8 protein-coding genes are annotated in these 12,744 nt (G+C 66.8%); 7 read left to right on the plus strand and 1 reads right to left on the minus strand.

Going from position 1 to position 12,744, the window contains the following annotated elements:
- The first annotated feature begins 32 nt into the window (after positions 1-32).
- Together IPT68_RS21410 and IPT68_RS21415 are read left to right on the plus strand one after the other, a co-directional pair.
- On the plus strand, positions 33-3,932 hold the full coding sequence (locus tag IPT68_RS21410; RefSeq protein ID WP_189700580.1) for a DNA-directed RNA polymerase subunit beta': 3,900 nt from the start codon (positions 33-35) through the stop codon (positions 3,930-3,932).
- Between the two features lie 947 nt (positions 3,933-4,879).
- Positions 4,880-5,125: a MerR family transcriptional regulator gene (locus IPT68_RS21415; RefSeq protein WP_189700621.1), complete on the plus strand. Its 246-nt coding sequence runs from the start codon at positions 4,880-4,882 to the stop codon at positions 5,123-5,125.
- Between the two features lie 5 nt (positions 5,126-5,130).
- Here IPT68_RS21415 and IPT68_RS21420 read toward each other — a convergent pair whose 3' ends face one another.
- On the minus strand, positions 5,131-6,411 hold the full coding sequence (locus IPT68_RS21420; RefSeq protein ID WP_189700579.1) for a glycosyltransferase family 39 protein: 1,281 nt from the start codon (positions 6,409-6,411) through the stop codon (positions 5,131-5,133).
- Between the two features lie 417 nt (positions 6,412-6,828).
- Between IPT68_RS21420 and rpsL the strand changes: the two genes are divergently transcribed.
- The 5 genes from rpsL to IPT68_RS21445 all read left to right on the plus strand — a co-directional run bounded on the left by rpsL (position 6,829) and on the right by IPT68_RS21445 (position 12,669).
- Positions 6,829-7,200 (plus strand): 30S ribosomal protein S12, encoded by a 372-nt coding sequence (gene rpsL, locus IPT68_RS21425; protein WP_003948652.1) that lies wholly within the window; start codon positions 6,829-6,831, stop codon positions 7,198-7,200.
- 2 nt (positions 7,201-7,202) lie between these two features.
- Positions 7,203-7,673, plus strand: coding sequence for a 30S ribosomal protein S7 (gene rpsG, locus IPT68_RS21430; RefSeq protein ID WP_003998848.1), 471 nt, complete (start codon positions 7,203-7,205; stop codon positions 7,671-7,673).
- 39 nt (positions 7,674-7,712) lie between these two features.
- Positions 7,713-9,839 carry an elongation factor G gene (gene fusA / locus IPT68_RS21435; protein ID WP_189700578.1) on the plus strand — a complete coding sequence of 709 codons (2,127 nt, stop codon included), beginning with the start codon at positions 7,713-7,715 and terminating at the stop codon, positions 9,837-9,839.
- Positions 9,840-9,994: 155 nt separating this feature from the next.
- Positions 9,995-11,188: an elongation factor Tu gene (gene tuf, locus IPT68_RS21440; protein ID WP_189700577.1), complete on the plus strand. Its 1,194-nt coding sequence runs from the start codon at positions 9,995-9,997 to the stop codon at positions 11,186-11,188.
- A gap of 302 nt (positions 11,189-11,490) precedes the next feature.
- Positions 11,491-12,669 (plus strand): acyltransferase family protein, encoded by a 1,179-nt coding sequence (locus tag IPT68_RS21445; protein ID WP_373300704.1) that lies wholly within the window; start codon positions 11,491-11,493, stop codon positions 12,667-12,669.
- Positions 12,670-12,744 lie beyond the last annotated feature (75 nt).

Consider the following 12,744-nt stretch of genomic DNA (forward strand, 5'->3'; position numbering starts at 1 on the left):
AGACTTACGACCCTGAGAGGGATTGACGCATAGTGCTCGACGTCAACTTCTTCGACGAGCTCCGGATCGGCCTGGCCACCGCTGACGACATCCGTCAGTGGAGCCACGGCGAGGTCAAGAAGCCCGAGACCATCAACTACCGCACCCTCAAGCCCGAAAAGGACGGACTCTTCTGCGAGAAGATCTTCGGTCCGACCCGGGACTGGGAGTGCTACTGCGGCAAGTACAAGCGTGTCCGCTTCAAGGGCATCATCTGCGAGCGCTGCGGCGTCGAGGTCACGCGCGCCAAGGTGCGCCGTGAGCGGATGGGCCACATCGAACTGGCCGCCCCCGTCACGCACATCTGGTACTTCAAGGGCGTTCCGTCGCGGCTGGGCTACCTGCTCGACCTCGCCCCCAAGGACCTCGAGAAGGTCATCTACTTCGCCGCGTACATGATCACGTACGTGGACGAGGAGCGCCGTACGCGCGACCTGCCCTCGCTGGAGGCGCACGTCTCCGTCGAGCGCCAGCAGATCGAGCAGCGCCGGGACGCCGACCTGGAGGCCCGCGCCAAGAAGCTCGAGGCCGACCTGGCCGAGCTGGAGGCCGAGGGCGCCAAGTCCGACGTGCGCCGCAAGGTGCGCGAGGGCGCCGAGCGTGAGATGAAGCAGCTGCGCGACCGTGCGCAGCGCGAGATCGACCGCCTCGACGAGGTGTGGAACCGGTTCAAGAACCTCAAGGTCCAGGACCTGGAGGGCGACGAGCTGCTCTACCGCGAGCTGCGGGACCGCTTCGGCACGTACTTCGACGGTTCGATGGGCGCCGCGGCGCTGCAGAAGCGCCTGGAGTCCTTCGACCTTGACGAGGAGGCCGAACGCCTCCGCGAGATCATCCGTACCGGCAAGGGCCAGAAGAAGACCCGCGCCCTGAAGCGTCTGAAGGTCGTCTCCGCGTTCCTGCAGACGTCCAACAGCCCCAAGGGCATGGTCCTCGACTGCGTCCCGGTCATCCCGCCGGACCTGCGTCCGATGGTGCAGCTGGACGGTGGCCGCTTCGCGACCTCCGACCTGAACGACCTGTACCGCCGTGTGATCAACCGGAACAACCGACTGAAGCGGCTTCTCGACCTCGGCGCGCCCGAGATCATCGTGAACAACGAGAAGCGCATGCTCCAGGAGGCCGTCGACGCGCTGTTCGACAACGGCCGCCGCGGTCGTCCGGTCACCGGTCCCGGCAACCGCCCGCTGAAGTCCCTCAGCGACATGCTGAAGGGCAAGCAGGGTCGTTTCCGTCAGAACCTGCTCGGCAAGCGAGTCGACTACTCGGCGCGTTCCGTCATCGTCGTCGGCCCGCAGCTGAAGCTGCACCAGTGCGGTCTGCCCAAGGCCATGGCGCTGGAGCTGTTCAAGCCGTTCGTGATGAAGCGGCTGGTCGACCTGAACCACGCGCAGAACATCAAGAGCGCCAAGCGCATGGTGGAGCGCGGCCGCACCGTCGTGTACGACGTCCTCGAAGAGGTCATCGCCGAGCACCCGGTGCTGCTGAACCGTGCGCCCACCCTGCACCGCCTCGGCATCCAGGCCTTCGAGCCGCAGCTGGTCGAGGGCAAGGCCATCCAGATCCACCCGCTCGTCTGCACCGCGTTCAACGCGGACTTCGACGGTGACCAGATGGCCGTGCACCTGCCGCTGTCCGCGGAGGCGCAGGCCGAGGCCCGCATCCTGATGCTGTCCTCGAACAACATCCTCAAGCCCGCCGACGGCCGTCCGGTGACGATGCCGACCCAGGACATGGTGCTGGGCCTGTACTTCCTCACCACGGACGACGAGGGCCGCGACATCAAGGGCGCCGGCCGTCCGTTCTCCTCGGTCGCCGAGGCGATCATGGCGTTCGACGCCGGCGAGCTGTCGCTGCAGGCGCGGGTCGACATCCGCTTCCCGGTGGGCACCATCCCGCCGCGTGGCTGGGTGCCGCCGGTCCGCGAGGAGGGCGAGCCGGAGTGGCAGCAGGGTGACAGCTTCACGCTGAGGACCACGCTGGGCCGTGCGCTCTTCAACGAGCTGCTGCCCGAGGACTACCCGTTCGTCGACTACGAGGTCGGCAAGAAGCAGCTCTCCCAGATCGTCAACGACCTGGCCGAGCGCTACCCGAAGGTCATCGTGGCGGCGACGCTCGACAACCTGAAGGCGGCCGGCTTCTACTGGGCCACCCGTTCCGGTGTCACCGTGTCCATCTCCGACGTCGTCGTCCCCGAGGCGAAGAAGGAGATCGTCGCCAAGTGGGAGGCGGCGGACGAGAAGGTCCAGAAGCAGTACGAGCGCGGTCTGATCACCAAGGACGAGCGCACCCAGGAGCTCATCGGCATCTGGACCAACGCGACCAACGAGGTCGCCGAGGCCATGACGGGCAACTTCCCGAAGACCAACCCGATCTTCATGATGGTTTCCTCGGGCGCCCGAGGAAACATGATGCAGATGCGTCAGATCGCCGGTATGCGTGGTCTGGTGTCGAACGCCAAGAACGAGACCATCCCGCGGCCCATCAAGGCGTCGTTCCGTGAGGGTCTGTCCGTGCTGGAGTACTTCATCTCCACGCACGGTGCCCGTAAGGGTCTGGCGGACACCGCCCTGCGTACCGCCGACTCGGGTTACCTCACCCGTCGTCTGGTCGACGTCTCCCAGGACGTGATCATCCGCGAGGAGGACTGCGGCACCGACCGTGGTCTGCGGCTGTCGATCGCCGAGCGCGGCGCCGACGGTTCGCTGATCAAGGCGGAGGACGTCGAGACGTCCGTGTACGCGCGCTGCCTCGCCGAGGACATCGTCGTGGACGGCAAGGTGCTGGCCCCGGCCGGTACCGACCTGGGCGACGTGCTCATCGACGAGCTGATCCGGCACGGGGTCTCCGAGGTCAAGACCCGCTCGGTCCTGACCTGCGAGTCCGCCGTCGGCACCTGCGCCATGTGCTACGGCCGCTCGCTGGCCACCGGCAAGCTGGTCGACATCGGTGAGGCGGTCGGCATCATCGCCGCCCAGTCCATCGGTGAGCCCGGTACCCAGCTGACGATGCGTACCTTCCACACCGGTGGTGTGGCCGGTGACGACATCACCCAGGGTCTGCCGCGTGTCGTCGAGCTCTTCGAGGCCCGTACCCCGAAGGGTGTCGCCCCGATCTCCGAGGCCTCCGGCCGCGTGCGGATCGAGGAGACCGAGAAGACCAAGAAGATCGTCGTCACCCCGGACGACGGCAGCGACGAGATGGCCTACCCCATCTCGAAGCGTGCCCGTCTGATGGTCAGCGAGGGCGAGCACGTCGAGGTGGGCCAGAAGCTCACCGTGGGTGCCACCAACCCGCACGACGTGCTGCGCATCCTGGGCCAGCGTGCCGTCCAGGTCCACCTGGTCGGCGAGGTCCAGAAGGTGTACAACTCGCAGGGCGTGTCGATCCACGACAAGCACATCGAGATCATCATCCGGCAGATGCTGCGCCGCGTGACGATCATCGAGTCCGGCGATGCCGAGCTGCTGCCCGGTGAGCTGGTCGAGCGTTCGCGCTTCGAGCACGAGAACCGTCGTGTGGTCCAGGAGGGCGGTCACCCGGCCTCCGGTCGTCCGCAGCTCATGGGTATCACCAAGGCCTCGCTGGCGACCGAGTCGTGGCTGTCGGCGGCGTCCTTCCAGGAGACGACCAGGGTCCTCACGGACGCGGCGATCAACGCCAAGTCCGACTCCCTGATCGGCCTCAAGGAGAACGTCATCATCGGTAAGCTCATCCCGGCCGGTACGGGTCTGTCCCGCTACCGCAACATCCGGGTCGAGCCGACCGAGGAGGCCAAGGCCGCGATGTACTCGGCCGTGGGCTACGACGACATCGACTACTCGCCGTTCGGCACGGGCTCCGGCCAGGCCGTTCCGCTGGAGGACTACGACTACGGTCCGTACAACCAGTAAGCGAGCGTCGCTTGACACACTGAAGGGCGGTCACTCCGTGGGGTGACCGCCCTTCGGCGTGTTCGGCGTGTTCGGCAGAGCTCCTTTCAGGGTGCCGCCGATACCCGCCACCCTCCGTCGGCGGACACGGTGACGTATCCATGCTTGAAAGTCGCAGAACGCCCTTCTGGTCAACTGCCGCGGTGTGCCGGATCACCTGATCGCCACCGTTCGCGGGGGTGTATGTGAGCGTTCCGGGAGCGTCGAGGAAGTCGTAGTGAGGAACCCGCGCGTACTCGTAGTAGGGCTTCGGGTCGAAGTACCCGAAGGTGTCTGTTCCCTTTCCCTTGAAATCCTTGGAGGGAAGCTGGGGGAGGCTGTTCTGGTCGATGAGGCTGAGCTTCCATCCGCTGAATCCTCCGGCGCCTTCTCGGTACCGAATGCGTTGGATCGCGATGGCGTCGCAGTGCGGCGGAAGGACGACACGGGCGGGGCCGCGCCGATGGATCTGGGCGATCAGTGAGTGGGCGCGTGTGTGATGCGCCCCTTTCTGGACGGCCACGAGCTCGACATTGGACGTCGGGCCACCACGGAACTCAAGAAGCAGCGGTTTTCCGCTGCCACCCCCTGGGATCTGCATCGTCCGGTCCCGTCGGCCCGACCACACGCTTTCGGTGTCTGTGCCCATGCGCCATTCCCTTTTCGCGTCGGTCCTGTGATTCAGGAGGTCACGTCGGGGAAGACCGTCGCACACAGGGCGAACGGACGTGTGATCCTCGGATATGACGGCTGTCAAGGGTTGTCGTCCGGGTGGGAACGGGCCGTCGGTGAGTCCGTAGGGCAGGGAAACGGAAGGACCTTGGCGTCCGAGGGGCGTGGCTGGGTCGGGGGCGGCGTGCCTCCGCTCGTCGGCGCTCGTCGTGTTCGCCGCGGTCGCGCCAACCCTGGCCGTACGCCTTGAACTCCCGCTGTTCGATCTCCGGAGCACCGGGGAGCTCCCCACCCTGATTCCCGGCCCCCTGGCCGCCCGTCAGGCCGGTGTCGCCCCGGCGACCATCCGCAAGTGGGTCCAGCTCGGGCACCTCGACCCCGCGGGCAGGGCGGGGCGAGCCCAGCTGTTCCGCCTGGAGGACGTCTTCGCGGCGGAACGCGCGGCGCGCGGCGCGACGGACGACGGCAGGGCCCGCCGTAGGACCCGGCGCGCGACCGGGTGAGACGGCTACGGAATCCCCAGCTCGAACAGCACGTAGTGCGCGTACCACCCCGACGCCGGTGCCGCGGTCGCGAAGAACACCGTCAGGGCCACGGGGCCGAGTCTGGCCATCGCGGCGGCCGGGGCCAGCAGGAGGGGGAAGCAGGGGAGCAGGTAGCGCGGGGTGTTGCCGAAGATCTGCTGGGTGCCGAGGACGCTCACGATGCTCGCCAGCGTGTACGCGACCAGCACCAGCGGCGGCCGTTTGCGCAGCATGAGCACGATCAGGAACGGCAGTGCCAGCACCAGCTGGACGGCGAGGAGGTCGGGGACGGAGAAGGCGAAGACGTAGTCGTGCTTCCCGATGGCCGTGTTGCCCAGGACGTCGAGGGTGTAGGCGCCGAAGTCGAAGAAATGCAGCCACCCCTCGCGCTGGAGCGTGAAGTATGCCGTCGGCTCGCCCATGCTGAGCCCGACCCAGGCGACATAGGTGAGCAGGCCGAGCGGCGCGGCGCACATGGCGTACACCGGGCCCGCCACCCCGTGCTTGCGCCGGCCCTCCCGCCGGGCCAGCGTCACCAGCGCCGCGAGCCCCACGGCGCCGATGAGCGCGGCGGACGTGGGCCGGTTCAGGCCGGCCGCGAAGGCGAGCAGCCCGGCGGCCACCCAGCGGCCCTTCATCACGCAGTAGCAGCACCAGGCGACGATCGCCACGAACACGGACTCCGAGTACACCGCCCACTCGACGCCCGCGCCGGGCGCCACCGCCCACAGCCCGGCTGCGACGGTGCCCGCGCGGGCGCCGGCGAGCAGGGAGATCACGGCGTAGATGCCGGCGGCCGCCACGAAGGAGGCGATCACCGAGACCAGCATCCCGGAGCCGTACAGACCCAGCCCGGTCACCTCGGACGTGCCGCGGATCAGGCCGGGGTAGAGCGGGAAGAAGGCAACGGAGTTCTGCTCGACCGTGAACATGCCGCCGGGCGCGAGCCGTCGCAGCGGCCCCGGCTCGTACCCCTTCTCGGCGACCTGCAGGTACCACCAGCCGTCCCAGGTGGCGAGCACGTCCCACCAGTGCGCGCCGCCGCCGAAGCGGGGGTTCTTCTCGCGGTACTCCCCGGAGGCCATGAGCAGGATGGAGAAGACGACCGTCCCGACGAGCTTGGCGCCGCCGTAGAGGAGCAGGGGGGCGCCGTAGGGCCGCAGCCCGTCCGGCACCCTCAGGCGCCGGGACGTCGGCGTAGGCTGTATCCCCTGGCCGTCGGACACGGCGGGATCCGCCGCCGCGGAACTGGCAGCCGTACTCATGACTGTGGTCCCCCCTCGGCCCGATCACCGGGCCCCGGGCGGGGCGTCAAGTCCGGGTGATCGCGAAACATCTGCCATAAGATCCCCACAGGGTCGCACATGAGTGCAAGGTGGTGGGGGCGGGGTTCGGCCGGGATCGGCCGAACAGGAGATTCGCCGTGGTCAACGTGGCCCGGTCGGCGCCGGGCATTTGTTTTGACCGCAGCGTATGCGGTAGGTACGCTCAGACCTTGTGCCTGGGGTGTGCCCTGGCTCTTGTGCGTGCCTTCAACCGCATAGCGAGCCGTGAGCGGCCACCGTAATCTGTGCTCTTTTCGCCTTGCGGCGGGAGTCCGCCGGATTCGACACACCCGACCGCGTGGGTCGGAGACGTTCCAGGTTAGCTGTACCCATCGGCACACAGAAACCGGAGAAGTAGTGCCTACGATCCAGCAGCTGGTCCGCAAGGGCCGGCAGGACAAGGTCGAGAAGAACAAGACGCCCGCACTCGAGGGTTCCCCTCAGCGTCGTGGCGTCTGCACGCGTGTGTTCACGACCACCCCGAAGAAGCCGAACTCGGCCCTGCGTAAGGTCGCGCGTGTGCGCCTGACCAGCGGGATCGAGGTCACCGCTTACATTCCGGGTGAGGGACACAACCTGCAGGAGCACTCCATCGTGCTCGTGCGCGGCGGCCGTGTGAAGGACCTGCCGGGTGTTCGCTACAAGATCATCCGCGGCTCGCTCGACACCCAGGGTGTCAAGAACCGCAAGCAGGCTCGCAGCCGTTACGGCGCCAAGAAGGAGAAGTAAGAATGCCTCGTAAGGGCCCCGCCCCGAAGCGCCCGGTCATCATCGACCCGGTTTACGGCTCCCCCCTGGTGACCTCCCTGATCAACAAGGTGCTGCTGAACGGCAAGCGCTCCACCGCCGAGCGCATCGTCTACGGCGCCATGGAGGGCCTGCGCGAGAAGACCGGCAACGACCCGGTCATCACGCTCAAGCGCGCTCTCGAGAACATCAAGCCGACCCTCGAGGTCAAGTCCCGCCGTGTCGGTGGCGCCACCTACCAGGTCCCGGTCGAGGTCAAGCCCGGCCGTGCCAACACCCTGGCGCTGCGCTGGCTGGTCGGTTACTCCCGCGCCCGTCGCGAGAAGACCATGACCGAGCGTCTGCTCAACGAGCTCCTCGACGCGTCCAACGGCCTCGGTGCCGCTGTGAAGAAGCGCGAGGACACGCACAAGATGGCCGAGTCCAACAAGGCCTTCGCGCACTACCGCTGGTAGTCGCAGTCCACATCGAGACCGAGAGAAGACTGAAGCCTTATGGCTACCACTTCGCTTGACCTGGCCAAGGTCCGCAACATCGGGATCATGGCCCACATCGACGCGGGCAAGACGACCACCACCGAGCGGATCCTGTTCTACACCGGTGTCTCGTACAAGATCGGTGAGGTCCACGACGGCGCTGCCACCATGGACTGGATGGAGCAGGAGCAGGAGCGTGGCATCACGATCACCTCTGCTGCCACCACCTGTCACTGGCCGCTGGAAGACGTCGACCACACCATCAACATCATCGACACGCCGGGTCACGTCGACTTCACCGTCGAGGTGGAGCGATCCCTGCGCGTGCTCGACGGTGCCGTAACGGTGTTCGACGGCGTCGCCGGTGTCGAGCCCCAGTCCGAGACGGTGTGGCGTCAGGCGGACCGCTACGGCGTTCCGCGTATCTGCTTCGTCAACAAGCTCGACCGCACCGGTGCCGAGTTCCACCGTTGCGTCGACATGATCACTGACCGTCTGGGTGCGCAGCCGCTCGTCATGCAGCTGCCCATCGGTGCGGAGGCGGACTTCAAGGGCGTCGTCGACCTCGTGACGATGAAGGCCCTGGTCTGGTCGGCCGAGGCCACCAAGGGCGAGATGTACGACGTCGTCGACATCCCGGCCACGCACACCGAGGCCGCCGAGGAGTGGCGCGGCAAGCTGCTCGAGGCCGTCGCGGAGAACGACGAGGAGCTGATGGAGCTGTACCTGGAGGGCGAGGAGCCCTCCGTGGAGCAGCTGTACGCGGCGATCCGTCGTATCACCATCGCCTCCGGCAAGGGCGAGGGCACCACGGTCACCCCGGTGTTCTGCGGTACCGCGTTCAAGAACAAGGGCGTGCAGCCCCTGCTCGACGCGGTCGTGCGCTACCTGCCTTCTCCGCTCGACGTCGAGGCCATCGAGGGCCACGACGTCAAGGACCCGGAGCAGGTCATCCGGCGCAAGCCGTCCGACGAGGAGCCCCTCGCGGCGCTGGCGTTCAAGATCATGAGCGACCCGCACCTCGGCAAGCTCACCTTCGTCCGCGTGTACTCCGGCCGTCTGGAGTCCGGCACCGCCGTGCTGAACTCCGTCAAGGGCCGCAAGGAGCGCATCGGCAAGATCTACCGCATGCACGCCAACAAGCGTGAGGAGATCGACTCGGTGGGCGCCGGCGACATCGTCGCCGTCATGGGTCTGAAGCAGACCACCACCGGTGAGACGCTGAGCGACGAGAAGCAGCCGGTCATCCTGGAGTCCATGGACTTCCCGGCGCCGGTGATCCAGGTCGCCATCGAGCCGAAGTCCAAGGGCGACCAGGAGAAGCTGGGTGTCGCCATCCAGCGCCTGGCCGAGGAGGACCCGTCCTTCCAGGTCCACTCGGACGAGGAGACCGGCCAGACCATCATCGGCGGTATGGGCGAGCTGCACCTCGAGGTGCTGGTCGACCGTATGCGCCGTGAGTTCAAGGTCGAGGCCAACGTCGGCAAGCCGCAGGTCGCCTACCGCGAGACGATCCGCAAGTCGGTCGAGAAGGTCGAGTACACCCACAAGAAGCAGACGGGTGGTACCGGCCAGTTCGCTCGCGTCATCATCGCGATCGAGCCGATCGAGGGCGGCGACTCGTCGTACGAGTTCGTCAACCAGGTCACCGGTGGCCGTGTGCCGAAGGAGTACATCCCCTCGGTCGACGCCGGTGCGCAGGAGGCCATGCAGTTCGGCATCCTCGCCGGTTACGAGATGACCGGTGTGCGCGTGACGCTGCTCGACGGTGCCTACCACGAGGTCGACTCCTCCGAGCTCGCGTTCAAGATCGCCGGTTCGCAGGCCTTCAAGGAGGCCGCGCGCAAGGCTTCGCCCGTGCTGCTCGAGCCGATGATGGCCGTCGAGGTCACCACGCCCGAGGACTACATGGGTGAGGTCATCGGCGACATCAACTCCCGCCGTGGCCAGATCCAGGCCATGGAGGAGCGGGCCGGTGCCCGCGTCGTGAAGGGCCTCGTGCCCCTGTCGGAGATGTTCGGCTACGTCGGAGACCTCCGCAGCAAGACGTCGGGTCGCGCAAGCTACTCGATGCAGTTCGACTCCTACGCCGAGGTTCCGCGGAACGTCGCCGAGGAGATCATCGCGAAGGCCAAGGGCGAGTAACGCACCGCGTTCTCACGCCGTAGGCTTGACTCCGGAGCCTCACGGGGCATTCACCCGCATTCCGGGTGAATGCCCCGGGGCCCGGGACTTAACAGCAAAGATCACCTGGCGCCGATGAAGTAAGGCGTACAGAACCACTCCACAGGAGGACCCCAGTGGCGAAGGCGAAGTTCGAGCGGACTAAGCCGCACGTCAACATCGGCACCATCGGTCACATCGACCACGGTAAGACGACCCTCACGGCCGCCATTACCAAGGTGCTGCACGACGCGTACCCGGACCTGAACGAGGCCACCCCGTTCGACAACATCGACAAGGCGCCGGAAGAGCGTCAGCGCGGTATCACCATCTCCATCGCGCACGTCGAGTACCAGACCGAGGCGCGTCACTACGCCCACGTCGACTGCCCGGGTCACGCGGACTACATCAAGAACATGATCACCGGTGCCGCGCAGATGGACGGCGCGATCCTGGTGGTCGCCGCCACCGACGGCCCGATGCCGCAGACCAAGGAGCACGTGCTCCTGGCCCGCCAGGTCGGCGTCCCGTACATCGTCGTCGCCCTGAACAAGGCCGACATGGTGGACGACGAGGAGATCATGGAGCTCGTCGAGCTCGAGGTCCGTGAGCTCCTCTCCGAGTACGAGTTCCCGGGCGACGACCTTCCGGTCGTCCGTGTCTCCGCTCTGAAGGCGCTCGAGGGCGAGCAGGAGTGGGTCGACTCCGTCCTCAACCTGATGAAGGCTGTCGACGAGTCCATCCCGCAGCCCGAGCGTGACGTCGACAAGCCGTTCCTGATGCCGATCGAGGACGTCTTCACGATCACCGGTCGTGGCACCGTCGTCACCGGTCGTATCGAGCGTGGTGTCCTCAAGGTCAACGAGACCGTCGACATCATCGGCATCAAGACCGAGAAGACCACCACCACGGTCACCGGCATCGAGATGTTCCGCAAGCTGCTCGACGAGGGCCAGGCCGGTGAGAACGTCGGTCTGCTGCTCCGCGGCATCAAGCGCGAGGACGTCGAGCGCGGCCAGTGCATCATCAAGCCGGGCTCTGTCACCCCGCACACCGAGTTCGAGGCCCAGGCCTACATCCTGTCGAAGGACGAGGGTGGTCGCCACACCCCGTTCTTCAACAACTACCGCCCGCAGTTCTACTTCCGTACGACTGACGTGACCGGTGTCGTGCACCTCCCCGAGGGCACCGAGATGGTCATGCCGGGCGACAACACCGAGATGCGCGTCGAGCTGATCCAGCCCGTCGCCATGGAGGAGGGCCTGAAGTTCGCCATCCGTGAGGGTGGCCGGACCGTGGGCGCCGGCCAGGTCACCAAGATCGTCAAGTAAGTACCGCTTGCTTGAGGGTCGTCCGACCTGACAAGGCCTGAAGGGGCCCGTACGACTTCGGTCGTACGGGCCCCTTCGCCATGCCCGGCCCGACTCGAACATTTCCGGCGGTTGTGCCGAGCCTGAGTGAAACCTAGTCGAACGTTGTGCGGCGGATTGGCGAGAGTTACGGCAACTTGCCTGTGCCGACGGGGGGATTGTTCTTTTCTGTCCCCGTGGTCCGGACCGTGCCGACGTAGCGTGAAGCGTCGTTGAGTGGCCGTCGGGCCTCGAGTCTCTCCCGAGGATGGCTAGGTCTCCTGATGCAGGGTGTGCGCAGCGGATTGTCGATACCCATGCCGGTCGCGGTGGCGGAACGCCCGCCGCAGCCGCTGGGCGCACCGAAGGCCGACACCTCGGCGCGCGCCCCACGGCAGCGGCCGCGGCTGTACGTCGTCGACGGCATCCGGCTCGTCGCCGCCCTGATGGTCGTCCTGCACCACTTCGTCGGCACGCGCCGCGCCAACGAGGCCGGCAACATCATCTGGGACCGCTCGGTGTCGGAGATCATGCCGACCGTGTTCCGCGTCGCCTCCTTCGGCTGGATAGGCGTCGAGATCTTCTTCGTGATCAGCGGTTTCGTGATCTGCATGTCCTGCTGGGGCCGCACGCCGAAGGACTTCTTCGTCTCGCGCGTGATCCGCCTGTACCCGGCGTACTGGTTCGCCGTCTTCTTCACCACGGCCGTGCTGGTGCTGCTGCCGGGCGTGCAGGAGCGGCTGCGGCTGCGGGAGATCCTGTTCAACCTGACGATGCTCCAGGCCGGCTCCGGCATCCCGAACGTCGACCCCGTGTACTGGACGCTCTGGTCGGAGCTGCGCTTCTACCTGCTGTTCCTGGTCGTCGTCGCGATGGGCCTGACGTACCGCCGGGTCGTGGTCTTCTGCTGTGTCTGGGGTGCGGCGGCGATGCTGGCCCCGATCTCCAAGTTCCCGCTGCTGACGCTGGTCGCCGACCCGAGTGCCGCGTGGTACTTCATCGCCGGCCTCGCCCTGTACCTGATGCACCGCTTCGGCCAGGACCTGCTGCTGTGGGGCATCCTCGCGATGTCCTGGCTGATGGGGCAGCTGGAGCTGGGGGAGCGGGTCGAGTACGAACAGGTCAGCAGCTGGCGCGGCGCGGTCGTCATCTTCACCGCCTTCATGCTGCTGATGGTGGCGATCGCTCTCGGCCGGACCGACCGCATCCGCTGGAGGTGGCTGGTGACGGCGGGTTCGCTGACGTATCCGCTCTACCTGATGCACTACCTCGCCGGCATCGTCGTCATCCACCATCTCCGCGACACCATGGACCCGCGCCTCCTGGTCGGGGTCGTGATCACCGGCTTCCTGGTGCTGAGCCGGCTGGTGCACCGGGTGGTGGAACGGCCGGTGGCGCGTGCGCTGAAGAAAGGGCTGGAGTCGTCGTTCGTACGACTGCGGAGCTTCCAGCGGACGGCGTGACTCCTGTCTTGGGGCATTCGCGTTACGGGTCAAGTCCCGCACTCGGTATCGGTGGCCCATGCCGGGGCCTTCTTG

Origin of the sequence: Streptomyces chromofuscus, from assembly GCF_015160875.1 — a bacterium.
Taxonomy (GTDB): domain Bacteria; phylum Actinomycetota; class Actinomycetes; order Streptomycetales; family Streptomycetaceae; genus Streptomyces; species Streptomyces chromofuscus.

Coding starts and splice junctions, on each gene's coding strand:
- IPT68_RS21420 (WP_189700579.1), bottom strand. CDS start 6,411: ATGAGTACGGCTGCCAGTTCCGCGGCGGCGGATCCCGCCGTGTCCGAC.
- fusA (WP_189700578.1), top strand. CDS start 7,713: ATGGCTACCACTTCGCTTGACCTGGCCAAGGTCCGCAACATCGGGATC.
- IPT68_RS21445 (WP_373300704.1), top strand. CDS start 11,491: ATGCAGGGTGTGCGCAGCGGATTGTCGATACCCATGCCGGTCGCGGTG.
- rpsG (WP_003998848.1), top strand. CDS start 7,203: ATGCCTCGTAAGGGCCCCGCCCCGAAGCGCCCGGTCATCATCGACCCG.